The 16,425-nt window shown below is 72.7% G+C and carries 19 protein-coding genes; 13 read left to right on the top strand and 6 right to left on the bottom strand.

Going from position 1 to position 16,425, the window contains the following annotated elements:
• The first annotated feature begins 3 nt into the window (after positions 1–3).
• Positions 4–810 carry an HAD family hydrolase gene (locus tag FM076_RS28360; RefSeq protein ID WP_173873711.1) on the top strand — a complete coding sequence of 269 codons (807 nt, stop codon included), beginning with the start codon at positions 4–6 and terminating at the stop codon, positions 808–810.
• On the opposite strand, the gene FM076_RS35115 is transcribed toward FM076_RS28360, so the two are convergent.
• Positions 803–1,429, bottom strand: coding sequence for a TetR/AcrR family transcriptional regulator C-terminal ligand-binding domain-containing protein (locus FM076_RS35115; RefSeq protein ID WP_173873710.1), 627 nt, complete (start codon positions 1,427–1,429; stop codon positions 803–805). The genes FM076_RS28360 and FM076_RS35115 overlap by 8 nt on opposite strands.
• A gap of 191 nt (positions 1,430–1,620) precedes the next feature.
• Between FM076_RS35115 and FM076_RS28350 the strand changes: the two genes are divergently transcribed.
• Positions 1,621–2,322: a hypothetical protein gene (locus FM076_RS28350; protein ID WP_173873709.1), complete on the top strand. Its 702-nt coding sequence runs from the start codon at positions 1,621–1,623 to the stop codon at positions 2,320–2,322.
• A 54-nt stretch (positions 2,323–2,376) separates the two neighbouring features.
• Positions 2,377–2,892 (top strand): hypothetical protein, encoded by a 516-nt coding sequence (locus FM076_RS28345; protein WP_173873708.1) that lies wholly within the window; start codon positions 2,377–2,379, stop codon positions 2,890–2,892.
• A 34-nt stretch (positions 2,893–2,926) separates the two neighbouring features.
• Here FM076_RS28345 and FM076_RS28340 read toward each other — a convergent pair whose 3' ends face one another.
• On the bottom strand, positions 2,927–3,739 hold the full coding sequence (locus FM076_RS28340; protein ID WP_173873707.1) for a FadR/GntR family transcriptional regulator: 813 nt from the start codon (positions 3,737–3,739) through the stop codon (positions 2,927–2,929).
• Between FM076_RS28340 and FM076_RS35400 the strand changes: the two genes are divergently transcribed.
• The 7 genes from FM076_RS35400 to FM076_RS28305 all read left to right on the top strand — a co-directional run bounded on the left by FM076_RS35400 (position 3,704) and on the right by FM076_RS28305 (position 11,555).
• Positions 3,704–3,832 (top strand): LEPR-XLL domain-containing protein, encoded by a 129-nt coding sequence (locus FM076_RS35400; protein WP_428815081.1) that lies wholly within the window; start codon positions 3,704–3,706, stop codon positions 3,830–3,832. The two genes, FM076_RS28340 and FM076_RS35400, sit on opposite strands and share 36 nt — an antisense overlap.
• A 62-nt stretch (positions 3,833–3,894) precedes the next feature.
• Positions 3,895–5,136: a M20 family metallopeptidase gene (locus FM076_RS28330; protein WP_173873705.1), complete on the top strand. Its 1,242-nt coding sequence runs from the start codon at positions 3,895–3,897 to the stop codon at positions 5,134–5,136.
• Complete coding sequence (locus FM076_RS28325) at positions 5,133–6,584, top strand: aldehyde dehydrogenase family protein (RefSeq protein WP_173873704.1); 1,452 nt, start codon at positions 5,133–5,135, stop codon at positions 6,582–6,584. The genes FM076_RS28330 and FM076_RS28325 overlap by 4 nt, the downstream gene beginning before the upstream one ends.
• Positions 6,581–7,360 (top strand): SDR family NAD(P)-dependent oxidoreductase, encoded by a 780-nt coding sequence (locus tag FM076_RS28320; protein ID WP_345945283.1) that lies wholly within the window; start codon positions 6,581–6,583, stop codon positions 7,358–7,360. The genes FM076_RS28325 and FM076_RS28320 overlap by 4 nt, the downstream gene beginning before the upstream one ends.
• Before the next feature lie 46 nt (positions 7,361–7,406).
• Entirely contained in the window at positions 7,407–7,703 is a 297-nt protein-coding gene (locus FM076_RS28315; RefSeq protein WP_173873703.1) for a DUF3311 domain-containing protein, read from the top strand.
• The gene (locus tag FM076_RS28310; protein WP_173873702.1) at positions 7,700–9,217 is read left to right on the top strand and encodes a sodium:solute symporter family protein; all 1,518 of its coding nucleotides are present in this window, start codon (positions 7,700–7,702) and stop codon (positions 9,215–9,217) included. Before FM076_RS28315 ends, FM076_RS28310 begins: the two co-directional genes overlap by 4 nt.
• 19 nt (positions 9,218–9,236) lie before the next feature.
• On the top strand, positions 9,237–11,555 hold the full coding sequence (locus tag FM076_RS28305; protein ID WP_173873701.1) for a penicillin acylase family protein: 2,319 nt from the start codon (positions 9,237–9,239) through the stop codon (positions 11,553–11,555).
• 203 nt (positions 11,556–11,758) lie between these two features.
• Here the strand turns inward: FM076_RS28305 and FM076_RS28300 are convergent, their stop codons facing one another.
• Positions 11,759–11,962 carry a hypothetical protein gene (locus FM076_RS28300; protein ID WP_173873700.1) on the bottom strand — a complete coding sequence of 68 codons (204 nt, stop codon included), beginning with the start codon at positions 11,960–11,962 and terminating at the stop codon, positions 11,759–11,761.
• A 140-nt stretch (positions 11,963–12,102) separates the two neighbouring features.
• On the opposite strand from FM076_RS28300, the gene FM076_RS28295 reads away from it, so the two are divergent.
• From FM076_RS28295 to FM076_RS28285, 3 genes are read left to right on the top strand one after another with little or no spacing between them, the layout of a single operon-like run.
• On the top strand, positions 12,103–12,936 hold the full coding sequence (locus FM076_RS28295) for a helix-turn-helix domain-containing protein (RefSeq protein ID WP_173873699.1): 834 nt from the start codon (positions 12,103–12,105) through the stop codon (positions 12,934–12,936).
• Complete coding sequence (locus tag FM076_RS28290) at positions 12,933–13,133, top strand: DUF397 domain-containing protein (RefSeq protein WP_173873698.1); 201 nt, start codon at positions 12,933–12,935, stop codon at positions 13,131–13,133. The genes FM076_RS28295 and FM076_RS28290 overlap by 4 nt, the downstream gene beginning before the upstream one ends.
• 51 nt (positions 13,134–13,184) lie before the next feature.
• Positions 13,185–13,385 carry a DUF397 domain-containing protein gene (locus FM076_RS28285; RefSeq protein WP_173873697.1) on the top strand — a complete coding sequence of 67 codons (201 nt, stop codon included), beginning with the start codon at positions 13,185–13,187 and terminating at the stop codon, positions 13,383–13,385.
• A 22-nt stretch (positions 13,386–13,407) separates the two neighbouring features.
• Here FM076_RS28285 and FM076_RS28280 read toward each other — a convergent pair whose 3' ends face one another.
• The 3 genes from FM076_RS28280 to FM076_RS28270 all read right to left on the bottom strand — a co-directional run.
• Positions 13,408–14,241 (bottom strand): carbohydrate ABC transporter permease, encoded by an 834-nt coding sequence (locus tag FM076_RS28280; RefSeq protein WP_173873696.1) that lies wholly within the window; start codon positions 14,239–14,241, stop codon positions 13,408–13,410.
• Positions 14,238–15,173: a carbohydrate ABC transporter permease gene (locus tag FM076_RS28275; RefSeq protein WP_173873695.1), complete on the bottom strand. Its 936-nt coding sequence runs from the start codon at positions 15,171–15,173 to the stop codon at positions 14,238–14,240. Before FM076_RS28275 ends, FM076_RS28280 begins: the two co-directional genes overlap by 4 nt.
• Positions 15,170–16,425: ABC transporter substrate-binding protein (locus tag FM076_RS28270; RefSeq protein WP_173873694.1), on the bottom strand; the 1,256-nt coding region annotated here is incomplete at its 5' end. The genes FM076_RS28275 and FM076_RS28270, both read right to left, overlap by 4 nt.

The following is a 16,425-nucleotide window of genomic DNA, read 5'->3' as shown; positions in this document are numbered from 1 at the left end:
CGTATGGACAACGCGACCGGCCCCTCCCCCGCCCAGGCACTCGCGGCGGCGCGGCTCGTCGTCTTCGACTGCGACGGCGTGCTGGTGGACACCGAGCGGATCGGGCCCGAGGTAGTGGCCGCGATGGCGACCGAGGCGGGCTGGCCGCTCACCCCCGACGACGTCCGCGAGCTGTTCCTGGGCACCCCCGAGCCCTATCTCCTCGCACAGGTGCGCGCCCATGCGACGGTGCCCGTGGACGAGAGCTGGCTCGTGGAGTACCGCGCCCGCGTCGCGGCCGCCTTCGACGCCGCCCCGCACACCATGCCGGGCGTCCGCGCGCTCCTGGACGCGCTCGACGCGCGGGGGACCCCGTACTGCGTCGCCTCCAGCGGCAGCCATCCCCGCATCCGCCACTCCCTGACGGCCACCGGTCTGTGGGAGCGCTTCGCGGGCCGGGTCTTCAGCGCCGACGACGTCCGGGAGGGCAAGCCCGCGCCCGACCTGTTCCTGCACGCCGCCGCCGAGTGCGGGGTGCCGCCCGCCGACTGCCTGGTGGTGGAGGACAGCCCGGCCGGTGTGCGCGCGGCCCTCGCCGCCCGCATGCCCGTCGTGGGCTACACCGGCGGGCCCACCCCCGCCGGGTGGCTCGCCGAGGCCGGTCACGGCACCGTGGCCGACCTCCGCGACCTCCTCCCGGGCCCCGCCGTCGAGAACCACGGGCGGGACGGCCACGGTCGAGAGCACCGGGAACGGGAGGAGCGCGGGCGGGAGGGGTATCGGGACGGGGACCCCGCGCGGGAGGAGCGCGGGCGGGAGGGGGTCAGGTGAAGGCTCCCGCGCGGGCCGCGCGGGAGGTGATCGCGGCCAGCCGGTCCGCGGCGCCGGGGCCGAGCGGCTGGTGGGTGACCAGCAGGCGGTAGTAGACCGGTGCGCAGAGGGATTCGACGACCTCGGCGGCCCGCGTCCCCCGGGGCACCTCGCCCCGGGCGGCGGCGCGTTCGACCAGAACGGCCACCTGCCGGGTCCGCGCCGCGAAGAAGTCACGCATCACCTCGGCGCCGCCCGGGTGTTCGGCCACGGCCTCGATCATGCGGGCCAGCAGATTGCGGTTCCCCGGGGAGTCGTAGAGGGCCAGGACGCCCTGGAGCAGCAGGCGGAGGTCCTCCTGGAGGCTGCCGGTGTCGGGGACGGCGACGTCTTCCACCACGTGGTCGAAGAGGTCCAGGACGACTCCGTGCACCGAGCCCCAGCGGCGGCGGACGGTGGTGGCGTGCACGCCCGCGCGGGACGCCAGCCGCTCGACCGTGAGCCCGCCGTACCTGCCGGCGCCCAGTTCCTCCAGCGCCGCCTCCAGCACCGCCGTCCGGGTCCGGGCCGTTCTGCCCCCCGGCCGCACCGAGCCGTGGGCCGGCCGCTGTCGCGCCACCTTCCACCCCCGCGTCGTCACAGGTTCTCCGGGGCCTGGCCACCCCTGCCCGGGCGGTGCCTGCCGCGGCTCCGCGGTGTCAGTGTGCCGCACCGGCGCCGGCGCCCGTGTGCTACTGTCGCCACCACACTTAATGCATGATCTGATGCATTAAGTCCTGGCAGGGAGAGACGGCCGCACAGGCGTCCGGCCCACGGAGAGAGACCCCACAGATGCGCACGAAGCCCACCCTCGCTGTCGCGGCGGCGCTCCTCGCCCTCACCGCCCTCACCGGCTGCGACGGGGACGCCGGCTCCAAGACCGCCTCGACCGCGCCGCCGGAGAAGCGGCAGCGGCCGGACGACGGCGGACAGCGGCCGGACGACGGCCGCGGCGAGCGGGAGGACGCGGGGGGCGGCGGGTCGCTGAGCGGACTCCCGCACGCCGGAACCCTCCGGGGCGTGGAGACCTATCTGGGGAAGACCCAACTGCCCTGCTACGACATGAGTTCCGAGGAGACCGACGACCGGCTGCCCGCCGACGGCTTCGTCGACCGCGTCCCCGAGGACGCCTCCCCCGCCGAGAAGCGGCAGGCCGCGGCCTGGAGCATCGAGGAGAAGGGCGTCTGCGGGGAGGACTGGACCAACAGCTACATGGTCTACATGACGAAGGACATGGCGGCCTTCCAGCGGCGCTACAAGGCGTACGTCATGGACAACGCCCGGTCCTCGGACAGCAGTTCGCTCACCTCGGGGCGCTTCCTGGTCGGCGCCGACTTCGCCGTCGACCCGGTCGGCAAGATCCGCGACAGCGGGCTGCTCTCCACCGAACTGCTGCTGTTGAACTGCGACCCGGACCTGAAGGTCCCCAGCGGGTACACGAAGCGGCCCTCCCTGGTGAAGGGCTGCGTCCTGACCGACTACGTCGCCACCTGAGACCGGCGGCGTGTACACGGCTCGGCGAGCGGACGAGAAAGGAGAGACGAGAGCGTGGACACCAAGTGGGGTGCGGCCGGACTGGTGCTGACAGCGGCGCTGCTGGCGGGCTGCGGCTCCGACGGGGACGGCAAGGGACCGGACAAGAGCGGCGCGGACAAGAGCGGCGGACCGTCGAGCAGTGCGCACAGCGCGCAGGGCGGGAACGCCTCGAAGGACGCGCACTCCCCCAAGGACGCGCACCCCGCCGAGGACGGGGACTCCGCCGAGGCGGCGGGCGGGGCCGGGGCCAAGGGGCTGGACGGGACCTGGCGCGCCGGCAACAAGGACAACCCCATCAGGACGCTGAAGATCACCGGAACCAAGGCCGTGGCCACCAGCGGTTCGGCCTGCCCCGGCGAAGTGACCGGCGCGGGGACCGGGAAGCAGCGCATCGAGCTGACGTGCGCCAAGCCTCCCAAGGGCCGTGAGAAGGGCACCGTGAAGGTCAAGCCCGACGGCACCAAGCTCTCCGTCAGCTGGGACGGACCCGACTGGGGCGGCTACATGGACGTCTTCAGCCGGTCCTGAACCGCCCCCGCCCGGCCCCGCGCCGCTCGCGGCGTCAGTCCAGTGCCGCCCGCAGCCGCGCGCGGTCCTGCTCGGACACGTGCGGGGCGTAGGAGTCGTGGAGGGCCTCCCGGCCGAGCCGGGCCGCCCTGGGGCCGTCCCCGTCGCCGAGCGCCGCGAGGACGTGGCGGTGGTGGACGACCGAGCGGCGCATCCAGTCGGCGGCCTCACCGGCGCGCTCCGCGCGGGCCAGTTTGCTCTCGATGGCGTCCGCGACGGCGTCGTGGACGGCCCGCGCGCACAGGGCCAGCAGCGCGTTGCCGCCGGCCTCCGCGACGACGCGGTGGAACTCGGCGTCGGCCCGGCTGAAGGCGTGCGGGTCGTGCGGCACGTACTCCTCCATGCGGTCGGCGAGTTCGGTGAGCCGCCGCAGGTCCTCCTCGGTGTGGAGCCGCGCCGCGAGGCGGTAGCTCTCCGCGTCGAGGACCATCCGGAACTGGATCAGCTCCCCCAGCCCGGACAGATGGGAGCGGGCGAGCCGGCCCAGCGCGTGGCTGAGGGTGTCGGGTGAGACTCCCAGTACCTCGGCGCCCTGCGGGTCGCCGGGCCGGGAGCGGATCAGGCCCGAGGACTGGAGGACCCGCAGCGCCTCCCGGATGGTGGAGCGCCCCACGTCGAACTGGCGCACCAACTCCCGTTCGGCGGGCAGCCGGGAGCCCGGCGGCAGAGCGCCGGAGAGGATGCGCTCCTCGATCTGCTCGGCGACCCGCTGGTAGGCCCGCACCGGCCGCACCGGTGCGAAGGCCGCCGGTTTCCCGGGCTCTCCCCCGGCGTGTCCTCTCCCGTGCCCCGGCGACTCGGCGGACATCGCCACCCCTCCCGCGTCCGTGTGCTGCTGTCTGCCGACCCCTTGACCGGGGCGCCGGCCCACCAGCAGAGTACGGGTGATCAACTGGTCTGACCAGTCGCCTGGCCCTCTGGACGGCCGCGCGGGACTGGCCCGGACGGGGACGTGGAGGTTCCATGCATTCCGCTCCCGGCACACTGCCGTGGGATTCCCTGCTCGACACCGAGGCGGCCGTCGCCCTGACCCGGGAGCTGGTACGGCTGCGCACCGTCAACTCCGAGGGGGCCGAGGCCGTCGAGGAACCCGCCGCCGCCCTGGTGGCCGCGCTGTTCACCCGCTTCGGCTGGGAGCACACCGTCACGGAGGTGGCGCCGGGCAGACCCAATGTGGTCGCGGTCGTCGACGGCGGCGGGGGCCCGGGCCCCACGCTGATGTTCGAGGGCCACACGGACGTGGTGACCGAGGGTGACCCCGCCGACTGGAGCGTGGACCCCTACGGCGCCGAGATCCGCGACGGGAGGATGTACGGCCGCGGCACGGCCGACATGAAGTCCGGGGTGGCGGCCATGATCCACGGCGTCCGGGCCCTCCAGCTGGCGGGCCCCTTCCCCGGCCGCGTGGTGCTGGGCGTGCTGGCCGACGAGGAGGGCATGATGCTCGGCGCCAAGGCGTTCGCCGCCTCACCGCTGGCGCGCGAGGTGGACGGTGTCATCGTCTGCGAACCCGAGGGCTACGAGGTGTGCACCTCGGCACGCGGCGGTATCCGGCTGCGCCTCGACCTGACGGGTGCGATGGCGCACGGCGCCATGCCGCAGGAGGGCCGCAGCCCGATCGCGGCGGGCGCCCGGATCGTGGAGGCGCTCGGCACGGTGCAGCGGTGGGCTGCGGCGCGCTACGGCACGCACCCGCACGCCGGGACGGTCACGGTCACCCCCACCGTGCTGCTCGGCGGCGACCCCGACCAGCTCAACGTCATCCCCGCGCACGGCGTCGTCGGCGTCGACGTCCGGACGATCCCCGGCACCGACCACGCCGAGCTGACCGGGCGGATCCGCACGGCCGCCCAGGAGGTGGCGGGCGTCTTCGGGGTGGAGGTGGAGCTGACCGTGGTGGACGACCGGCCCGCGATCGAGCTGGCCGAGGACCACCCCGTGGTGCGGGGCCTGGTCGCGGCTCACACCCGGGTGCACGGCCGGGCACCCGCGTTCGGCGCGGTGCCCGGCACGACGGACGGCACGATCCTCACCCGGGACGCCGGACTGCCCACCGTCGTCTACGGCCCGGGCGGCAAGTGGATCGCCCACCAGGTGGACGAGTTCGTGGCGGTGCGGGAGATCGGTGAGTACGCCCGCGTGTACGCGGACGCGGCGCACCACTTCCTCACCGGTGGCGCCCCGGTGGAAGGAGCGACGGCGTGAACCTGTGGCAGGGCGGGGAGTTCCCCGAGGGGCTGCCGGTCGGCGAGGGCCGGGTGCCGGCCCCCTCCCACCGGACGGTCGCCTTCCCCTACGACGCGAGCCCCGTGGCCGAGGCGCCCGTCGGTGACGCGGCACTGGCGGCACGGGCCGTGGAGCACGCGGCCGGCCTGCGTCGCCGGGCCGCGGCGCTGCCCACCCGCACCCGGCGCGCCGTCCTCGGCTCGGTGGCCGACGCGCTGGAGGGCGTGGCCGCACGTATGGAGGACCTGCTCGTCCTGGAGACGGGCAAGCCGCGGGTGGACTGCCGTACGGAGGTCGTACGGGCCGTCGCCACCTGGCGGGCCGCCGCCGACGAGGTGGCGCACCTCCACGGGGAGACGGTGCCGCTGGACGGGCTGCCGTCCGGCGACGGGATGACGGGCTTCTGGACACGGCGGCCCGTCGGCGTCGTGGTGGGCATCGCCGGGTTCAACTATCCGATGATGCTCGCCACCCACAAGATCGCGCCCGCGCTGGCCGCCGGATGCCCGGTCGTCGTCAAGCCCGCGCCCGCCACCCCGCTGGCGACGCTGTGGCTGGTCGACCTGGTGCGGGAGCGGCTGGTCGCCGAGGGGGCGCCGGCGGGTCTCGTCCAGATGGTGACCGGTGACGCGGACGTCGGGCGGACCCTCACCACGCACCCGGAGGTCGCCGCCGTCTCCTTCACCGGCTCGGCCGCCGTGGGACACCGCATCGCGCGCGACGCCGCGCCCCGCAAGGTCGTGCTGGAGCTGGGCTCCAACGCGGCGCTGGTCGTCGCCGCCGACGCCGATCTGGACGCCGCGGCCGACGCCGTGGTGCGCGGCGGGTACTACGCCTCGGGGCAGGCGTGCATCGCCGTGCAGCGCGTCATCGCCGAGGACGCGGTCGCCGCCGAACTGGAACGCCGGATCGGGGAACGGCTGGCCCGGGTGCCGGTGGGCGACCCGCGCGAGGAGGACACCCGCGTCGCCGCGCTCATCGACGAGGCGGCCACCGAACGGGTCCTGGCCTGGATCGACGGGGCGCGTGCGGCGGGTGCCCGCCTGGTCGCGGGCGGCGAGCGCCAAGGACGGTGCCTGACCCCCGCGCTGCTCGCGGACGTGCCCGACGGGCAGCCCGCCTGGGACGAGGAGGTCTTCGGACCCGTGGTGTGCCTGCGCGCGGTACCCGATCTGGACGCGGCCTTCGCGACGGTGAACGCCAGCCGCTACGGGCTGCACGCCGCCGTCTTCACCCACCGCCTGGACGTGGCGTTCCGCGCGCTGGACGAACTCGACGTCGGCGGCGTGGTGATCAACGAGGTGCCCGGCTACCGCTGCGACGTCGCGCCCTACGGCGGCGTCAAGGACTCCGGGATCGGCCGCGAGGGCCCCCGGTTCGCGATCGAGGAGCTGACGGTGACGAAGATGGCGGTGATCAGGCCGTGAACGGCATCGACTACAGCCGCCTGTTCCGGCTCGACGGGCGGCGCATCGCCGTCGTCGGCGGTGCCGGCGGCATCGGCAGGGAGGCGGCACGGGCGCTGGCGGCACACGGCGCCGAGGTGATCGTCGCCGACCGGGACGAGGCCGGGGCGGCCGAGACCGTCCGGCTGGCCGGAGCCGGGGCCTCGCCCTGCGCCCTCGACGTGCTGGACGAGACGGCGCTGAGGCGGGCAGCGGCGGACTGGGGTCCGCTGGACGGCCTCGTGGCGACCGTCGGCGTCAACGTCCGCAAACGCCTGGCGGACTACACCGCCGAGGAGTTCGAGCGGGTGGTCGCCCTCAACCTGCGGGCCCACTTCTCGCTGGTGCGGGCCTGCGCGCCGGGCATGGCCGCGCGCGGCCGGGGCTCGGTCGCCTGCCTCTCCTCCATGCGGGCCTTCCAGGTCGAGCCCGGCCAGGGCGTGTACGCCGCCTCCAAGGCGGGCCTCATCCAGCTGCTGCGCACCGCCGCTGCCGAATGGGGGCCGCGGGGTGTGCGGTTCAACGCCGTGGCGCCCGGTGTCGTGCGCACCCCGCTGACCGACCAGATCGCGGCCGACCCCGAGTGGTACGACGCCTACGCGCGGGCCTCGGCGCTGCAACGGTGGGCGCGGGCCGACGAGATCGCCGGCGCCCTGGTGTACCTGATGTCCGACGCCTCCACCTTCGTGACCGGCAGCGTGCTGACCGTCGACGGCGGCTGGACCGCCGTGGACGGACGCTACGACCCCGCCGTGTGACCCGCCGAGCCGACCCGTCCGCCCCTCCCCCAAGGAGCACCCCGCCATGCCCGAGCAGCGACCCGTCCAGGGGGAGGACCCCCTCGCGGGGTTCCCCCGCGGCAGAGCCAGGCGCCCCGCGCTGTGGCTCCTCCTGGTGCCCGCACTCCTCTACTGTGCCGCCCCCGTGCTGGCCAACCGCGTCGAACCCCGTGTCCTGGGGCTGCCCTTCCTGCTGTTCTGGATCGTGGCGGCGACGTGCGTCAGCCCGCTCGTCATCTGGGTGGTCTCGCGCCTCGACCCGGCCTTCCGGCAGGGCGCCGTGGAGCCCCTTCCGGCCGATGAGGAGGAAGGCGCGCGATGAGCGGTTCGGCGGCGGTCGCCACGACGATCTTCGGGCTGGCCATGGTGGCCACCCTCGCCATCGGCGTGCTCAGCGCCCGCGGACGGGACAGGGGGATGGCCGAGTGGTCGGTCTCCAGCCGGGGCCTGGGCGTGCTGTTCATCTGGCTGCTGATGGCGGGTGAGACCTACACCAGCTTCTCGTTCCTGGGCACGGCGGGCTGGTCGTACTCCTACGGCGTGCCGATCCTCTACCTGGTGGCCTATCTGACGGTCGGGTTCGCCGTGGCGTACGTGGTCGGCCCCGCCCTGTGGACCTATGCGAGCCGCCACCGGCTGCTGTCCATCGCCGACATGGCCGAGCACCGGTTCCGCTCCCGCCCCGTCGGCATCACGGTGGCGGTGGTGGCGACGGTGTTCATCGTGCCGTACGTCCAGGTGCAGATCCAGGGCATGGGCGTGGTGGTGAACGCGATGACCTACGGCAGTGTCGATCTGCGTGTGGCGGCCGTGGTCTCGTTCGTCGTCGCGGAGGCGTTCATCCTGGTGTCCGGGCTGCGGGGTTCGGCGTGGGTGAGCGTGCTCAAGGACGTCCTGGTGATCGTGGCGGTGGTGTTCCTGGCGGTGTGGGTGCCGCTGCACTACCTGGACGGGTACGGGGATCTGATGACGCGGATGGTGCGGGAGAAGCCCGAGTGGCTGACCTTCCCGGGCCACGCGTCGGGCGGGCTGAACGGCACCTGGTTCGTCTCCACGCTGCTGCTGAACGCGGTGACCATCTCCGTCTTCCCCACCACCGTCGCCGGGTATCTCAGCGCCAGGAGCCCCAACGCGCTGCGCCGCAACGCCCTGCTGCTGCCCTGGTACCAACTGCTGCTGTTCATCCCGATGATGGTCGGCGCCGTCGCCCTGTTCGCGCTGCCCGCCCTGGACAACCCGGACCTGGCGCTGTTCCGGCTGGTGACGGACTCGCTGCCGGCGCCCGTCGTCGCGGTGATCGGGGTGGCGGGCGCCCTGTCGGCGATCGTGCCGATGAGCGTGTTCATGCTGGCGATCGGCACCCTGTGCGGCCGCACCCTGCTCGGCGGCGGCAACGGTGCCGACCCGCGCAGCCGCGCCCGCCGCGACACCGAGCCTGGCAGCGCGGACGACGTACGCGTCAAACGGCTCTCCCAACTGGTGTGCTTCCTCGCCGGGCTCGTCGCCCTGCTCGGCGCCCTCTTCCACCCCGACACCCTGGTGCAGCTGTCGGTGCTCTCCTACGAGGGCCTGGCCCAGCTCGTCCCGCTCGCGCTGCTCTCGCTGTACTGGCGGCGGCTGACGGCGGGGGCCGGGGTCGCGGGCCTGTTCGTGGGGCTGGGCGTGGTACTGCTGCTGTGGTGGACGGACAACGACCCCTGGCACGGTGTCAACGGCGGCGTGGTCGGCCTCGCCGCCAACCTGCTGGTGGCCGTCGCACTCACCTACGCCCGGCCGTCCGCGCCCGCGACGACACCGGCACGGCCCAGCCCGTCCCCGGAGCGGGAGCCGGCGTGATCCCCGAGGAGGCACCAGCGTGAACGTGACCAGGTACGAGGTCCCCGGTCTTGAGCAGCCCGTCGAGATCCTGGTGGACCGCTGGGGCGTACCGCACCTGTACGCCGCCTGTCGGGCCGACCTGTTCCTCGCCCAGGGCTTCAACGCCGCCCGCGAGCGGCTCTTCCAGCTCGACCTGTGGCGGCGGCGCGGACTGGGGCTGCTGGCCGAGGTGTTCGGCGAGCAGTACGTCGAGCACGACCGGGCGGCCCGGCTGTTCCTGTACCGGGGCGGGATGGCCGAGGAGTGGGCCGCGTACGGGCCGGGCACCGAGGAGATGGCGCGCTCCTTCGTCGCGGGGCTCAACGCGTATGTGGCGCACGCGCTGGCGGCCGGCTCCCTCCCCGCGGAGTTCGCCGCGCTCGGCCACACGCCGTCGTACTGGCACCACGACGACCTGGCCCGCATCCGCACGCACGGCCTCTACTACAACCTCCGCGAGGAGGTGGCCCGGGCCCGCACACTGCGCGACTTCGGCCCCGAGGTGGAGGAACTGCGCAAGGCGCGCGAGCCGGAGGGCCACCGGCTCCGCGTCCCCGAGGGCCTGGACCTGGAAGTCGTCCCCGACGACGTGCTCCGCGTCTACGACCTGGCCACCATCCCGCCCTGGGACGCGAGCACCCCGCCCCGCCAAGGCCTTGACGGCAGCAACAACTGGGTGCTGGCGCCCTCCCGCACCGCCACCGGGCGCCCGCTGCTGGCCAACGATCCGCACCGGGCGCTCACCCTGCCCTCCCTGCGCTACCTCGCCCACCTGTCGGCCCCGGGACTGGAGGTGATCGGCGCGGGCGAACCGGCGCTGCCCGGCATCTCCATCGGGCACAACGGCCGGATCGCGTTCGGGCTGACGATCTTCCCGATCGACCAGGAGGACCTGTACGTCTACCGCACCCGGCCCGATGACCCGCACTCCTACGCCTACGGGGACGGCTGGGAGCCGATGACGTGCGTGACCGAGGACATCCCGGTGAGGGACGCGAAGCCGGTACGGGCCCGGATGTGGTTCACCCGGCACGGACCCGTCATCCGCGAACGCCCCGAGAAGCAGGCCGCCTTCGCGGTCCGCGCCGCCTGGCTGGGCCCCGGCATGGCGCCGTACCTGGGCAGCGCCGGCTACATGGGCGCCGAGAGCCCGGACGCGTTCCTCGCGGCGATGCGCCGGTGGGGCGCTCCGGGTGAGAACCAGGTGTACGCGGCGCCCGACGGGACGGTCGGCTGGCGCCCGGCCGGACGCGTTCCGCGGCGGCGCGGCTGGGACGGCACGCTTCCGGTGCCCGGCGACGGGCGCTACGAGTGGGACGGCTTCCTGGACGCCGACGAGCTGCCCGCCGAACGCGACCCCGAGCAGGGCTGGCTCGCGACGGCGAACCAGTTCAACCTGCCGCCCGGCCACCCGCACACCGAGCGGCCCGTCACCCACGACTGGTACGCGCCCTTCCGCCACCAGCGGTGCGCCGAAGCCCTCGCGGCCCGGGACGACTGGACGGCCGAGGACTGCGTACGGCTCCAGACCGACTACGTCAGCCTGCCCGCACGCCGCGTGCTGCCGCTGCTGTCCGGACTGGAGAGTACGGACCCCCGGGTGCGGACCGGGCTGGCGCTGCTGCGCGACTGGGACGGCGAGCTGCGCGCCGGCTCGGCCGCCGCCGCGCTGTTCGAGGTGTGGTTCCGGCGGCACCTGCGGCCCGCCCTGCTGCGCCGGGCGCTGCGGCCCCTGGTCCCTGCCGCACGGCTGGAGGAGGCGCTCGCGCGGGTGCTGCCCGTCGAGGGCGACTCGGCGGACCCCCGCGTCGACCTGCGGCTGCTGGCCGCCCCCGACCCGGACTGCGACCTGCCACCACTGCTGCTGGCGACGCTGGGCGAGGCCGCGGCGGCGGTCGCCGGGCTGCTGGGCGAGGACCCGGACCACTGGTCCTGGGGCGCCCTGCACCGGGCCGAACTCCGCCACCCGGTGGCCCCGCTGCTGGCCCGCCAGGGAGTGACCGAGACACCCGACTGGTGCCGGCTCGGTCCCCTTCCGCGGGGTGGCAGCGGTGACACGGTGGGTGCCGCCGCGTACCTGCCCGACTTCCGGCAGAGCGCCGGGGCGAGCTTCCGCATGGTGGTGGACGTCGGCGACTGGGACCGCTCCCTCGCCATGAACTCCCCCGGCCAGTCCGGCGACCCCCGCTCCCCCCACTATGCGGATCTCTTCGAGGGCTGGGCCGCGGACGGGACGTTCCCTCTCGTCTACTCCCGCCCCCGCGTGGAGCAGGAGACCGCCCACCGGCTCGTCCTCTCCCCGCCGCCGCAGCCTTGAACCGGCCGGCTCAAGTGCGCCGGGAGACGGGGGCCGCTACGCGGCGAAGGTCGGCCGCGTAGCGATACAGCATGATCGGGGGCTCGTGGGGGCCTGTCACGACCCTCAATCGGTAGATGTACGGGGCCGGACCGGTCACCTCCACGACTTCCCCGGTGCGGCCGCTCTTCACGTCCCTCGCCGTGTCGCCGACCTTCCACATGTCACACACCCGGCAGGCCGTTCCGCCCGGACCTGGCGTCCGGGTCGTGCTTCTGGTGCAGGTGCCGCCCCTGCAACGCCTCCAGATCCGCCGCGCTCCTGTCATCCCCCGCCCCTCGGGCCTCGCCGATCACCGTCCGGAACCATGCGCAGTCCCGGCACCCGGCGTCCACCACCGCGCCCATGCTCGCTCCGTCCTCGGGCATGCCCCTGCCTCCTTGCCGCTTGCTTGCGTTGTGTAGTCAGCCCAACACAACCGGGATACGCTTGGGCCACTTGAGCGCGAAGACGCAAGTATGCGAGGACATGCGTCCGACCGTTCTAGGCACAGAGGAGCTGGTCGAAGATGGCAAGAAAGCGGAAGCGGGTCAGTGACTTGAATCCGGTGATGCCTACCTCGTTCGGGGAAGACGTCAAGCGAGTAAGGCATGCACGCGGGATGCTGCAGAAGCACCTCGGAGCGGCCACCGGCTACAGCGAGGGGTACGTCAGCAAGGTCGAAAAGGGCACCATCACGCCGTCGATGAAGTTCGCAAAGGGCTGCGATGTCGCGTTCGGCACCGGTGACTTGTTCGCCGAACAGTTACGGCGACTCATGGATGTCGACCATCCGGACTGGTTCGCGCCCTTCGTCGAGCTGGAGAAGGAAGCATCCGAAATCTGCGACTACAGCACGAACTTGGTCTTCGGCGGCGTACAGACCCGGGAGTACGCTCGCGCACTGCTGCGCTCTGGACAGCCCCTCGACACCCCTGAGCAGACGTCCGCCAAAGTCGATCTGCGGATGGAACGACGCAAGCTGCACGAGAGCGATCGCCCACCGCTTCTGTGGCTGGTGCTGGACGAAGCGTGCCTGCGGCGCAAGGTCGGCGGAGACGCAGTGATGCGTGATCAGCTTCGTCATCTGGCAGCCGTGGCCGACTACCCGGCCGTCACGCTTCAGGTGCTGCCGTTCAGCGCGGGTGCGCCTCCGGCGGAGTCACCGTTCACGCTACTGAAATTCCCTGACGACCACCCGCCTGTCGTGTACTCGGAGGGCCAGGGAATCGGCCGTGTGATTGACTCTCCGGAGCACGTAGGAACCGCACAAAACCTGTTTGACCGGCTGCGCGCGGACGCACTGTCGCCGGCTCAGTCACTCAACTTGATCCAGAGCGTGATGGGAGAGCGCACCCCATGAGCACGACCAACGGCCCTTGGCTCAAGAGCAGTTACAGCGGCGGGCAGGGTGGCAACTGCCTGGAGTGGATGCCCGCTTCGGCAGCCACCGGTGTCATCCCCGTACGGGACAGCAAAGACACCGGCCGGACGCCACTGCGCTTCTCCACAGCTGCCTGGACCACCTTCGTCGGAGCCATGAAGCACCCCGCGCGCTGACAGGCAAAGTCACTCAACTCGCTCCAAAGCGTGATAGGAGAAGGGCAGCCGATGGGCACAGCCAACAGGTCTTGGCTCAAGAGCAGTTACAGCGGTGGCGACGGCGGGCAGTGCCTTGAGTGGGCGCCCTCCGAGGCGCGAAAGGGCACCGTCCCTGTACGGGACAGCAAGGACACCGAACGGGCCCCGCTCGCCTTCTCAACGCACGCATGGTCGGCCTTCGTGGCAGCCACGAAGCACTCCGCGCGCTGACAGGCGGGGCGGACGCCGTCCATCATTCCTTGGCGGAGCCCGTCAGCATGCCCTGGATGAAACGGCGTTGCAGTACCAGGTAGACAAGAACGACCGGCAGGGCGATCAGTGTGGCGGCGGCGGCCAGCAAGGCCGTGTCCGATGCGTGCTGGCCCTGGAAGAAGGCGAGGCCCAGCGGGACCGTCCGATGGGCCTCGTCGCTGACCATCACCAGCGCCATGAGGAACTCGTTCCAGGTCCACATGAAGACGATGACGACCAGGGTGGAGAACGCGGGCCGTCCCATCGGCACCAGGATGCGGGTGAGCGTCGAGAGGTGGCCGGCCCCGTCGATACGGGCGGCCTCCAGCAGCGAGCGCGGGGTGTTGCGGAAGTAGGTGCGCATCCAGAAGACGCCGAAGGCGAGGGACTGCGCGGTCTGCGGCAGGATCAGCCCCCCGTAGGTGTCGGTCAGGCCCCAGTGCCGCAGGTCGAAGTAGAGCGGGACGATCACGGCTTCCTGCGGCAGGGTGAGGCCGATGACGAACAGGTAGAACAGCGCGGTGGAGCCGGGGAAGCGCATGGTCCCGAAGGCGTAGGCGGCGAGCGTGGCCAGCACCGTCGTGGCGGCCACCACGGCGACGGACACCAGGACGGAGCTGAGCAGGTAGCTGCCGAAGTGGCCGCGGGTCCAGGCGTCGGCGAAGTTCTCCCAGTCGAGCCCGTCGGGGAGGGCGAAGCCGGTGCTGAGGGAGGTCTGGCTGGACAGCGCGGTGGACAGGATGCCGGCGACCGGGGTCAGTGCCAGGAGCGCGAACAGGCCGAGGATGCCGTAGGTGACACCGCGCTCGGTGCGCGTCGTGGTCTGCGTGTTCATCGGGCTCGGCCCTCCACCAGCCGGGTGACCACCATGGTCAGTGCGAAGATCACCGCGGTGAGGGTGATGCCCATGGCCGAGGCGGAGCCGACCTCACCGGTCTCGAAGGCGCGGCGGTAGACCTCGTACGCGGGCACGGAGGTGGCGTTGCCCGGGCCGCCGCTGGTGGTGATGTAGATCAGGTCGAAGTTGCGCAGCCCCGCCACCAGGGTCAGCGTGAGGGCGACGGCGGTCTCGGCGCGCAGTCCGGGCAGGGTGACGGTGAAGAACTCGCGTACCGGGCCGGCCCCGTCGATGCGGGCCGCCTCGTACAGTTCGCGCGGGATGCGCTGGGCGCCGGCCAGGAAGAGCACCAGGCACAGTCCCGTCTCCACCCAGGTGCCGATGGCGCCCACGGCGGGCAGCGCCCAGGTCTCGTCCCCGAGCCAGGAGCGGGCCAGCCCGTCCAGTCCGAGGGCCCGCAGGGTGTCGTTGAGCAGGCCGTCGGGTGCCAGGATGGAGCGCCAGGCGACGCCGACGACCACCATGGCCAGCACCTGCGGGAGGAACAGCACGGTGCGGAAGAACGTCATCCCGCGGATGCGGAACCGGGTGAGCGCCGCCGTCAGCAGCAGGCCGAGCGCCACGGGCAGGACGGCGTAGAACAGCAGCAGCACCGCGGCGTGTGCGAAGGGGGCGCGCAGTTCGGGGTCGGTGAGCAGGGCCCGGTAGTTGTCGGCCCCGGCCCAGGTGGCCGCGGTCAGCCCGTCCCAGTGCAGCAGGGAGAGCCAGGCGGTCTGGCCCAGCGGCCACAGCAGGAAGACGCCGAAGACCGCCAGCGCGGGCAGGATGTACAGGTAGCCGACGGCCCGCGGTTCGCCGGGTGCCTGCCGCCGGTAGCGGGTCGTGAGGCCGCGGAGGGCGGCGGGCCCGCTCCGGGCGCCGGTGCTCATCGGACGTCCTCGCGCTCGTCGCGCTTTTGCTCCGCGCGGAAGTCCTCGTACTCCTTCTGCATCCGGGCGGCGAGCCGGCCGGGGGCGACGCTGCCGCTCAGGACGCCCTGCAGGTCGGCGGAGAGGGTGTCGTAGAAGGTGGGGGTGGTGTAGTCGAGGTAGGGCACCAGTCCGTCGGCGGCGTTCAGCTTCTTCCAGCCGGCGATCATCTGGCCGCCGGCGGACCCGGGATCGGTCTTCCCGGCGGCCTTGCCCGGTACGACGGGCAGCACGCCTTCCTCCGCCATCACGTTCGAGGCGTGCTCGCCGGTGAGGAAGTCCAGGTAGGCGGCGGCCACTTCGGGGTGGTCGCTCTTGGAGGTGAGGGACCAGGGCAGGCCCTCTCCTCCGGTGGTGACCGGCGGCTTGCCGCGGGCCGGGGGCGGCGGCATGAAACCGAGGTCGTCGCCCATGGGCTTGCGCAGGTCGGCCAGTTGCCAGGTGCCGGTGACGAGGAAGGCGCCCTTGCCGTCGGCGAACTGTTTGGCCGCGTCGTCGTAGCCCTTGCCGTTGGCGCCCTTGGGGATGTAGCCCTTCTCGGCCCAGTCGGCGAGGGTGCGGGCCGCCTGGCGGGTGGCGTCGGTGTCGAAGCCCTCGCCGCGTCCGAAGACGGTCTCGCGCACGGGTTCCGCGCTGCCCGCCGCCTGGCTCTGGAGGACGCCGAAGGTGTGGATGGCGGGGTACTTGTCGAGGTTGCCGAACTGCACGGGAAGCTGTCCGGCCTTCTTCAGCTTCGGCAGCGCGCCGGTGAACTCCTGCCAGGTCCTGGGGGGTTCGACACCGGCTTTCCGCAGCACCTTCTTGTTGTAGTAGACGCCGATGTACTCCCCCTCCTGGGAGATCCCGTACAGCTGTCCGGTGCCGAACCGGCTGCCGTCGGCGGAGACGCGGTTGAGGTTGAGCAGCGTCTGCGGGAAGCGGGTGTTCCAGCCGTAGAGGCCCGCGTAGCTGTCGAGCGGGGTGAGCATCCCCGCGTGGGCGAAGGCCACCATGTCGGAGTAGCCCTGGTTGGCCTGGACGACATCGGGCGGGTTGTCGCCGCTGAGGGCCAGCTTGAGGGTCTTCTTCAGGTCGTTGAAGCCGCGGGCGACCCGCTTGATCCTGACGTTGGGGTACTTCTCCTCGAACTGCTTGTTGAGCCGCTCGATCGCGGCGTTCTGGCCACCGCGGATCTGCTGGTCCCACACGGTGAGGGTGACCTTGCCGGCCTTGG

The sequence above is a fragment of the Streptomyces albus subsp. chlorinus genome (assembly GCF_013302895.1).
Classification (GTDB): Bacteria; Actinomycetota; Actinomycetes; order Streptomycetales; family Streptomycetaceae; genus Streptomyces; species Streptomyces chlorinus.
Note: the sequence above shows the minus strand (reverse complement) of the source record. Positions and strands in the feature narration are given on the sequence as shown.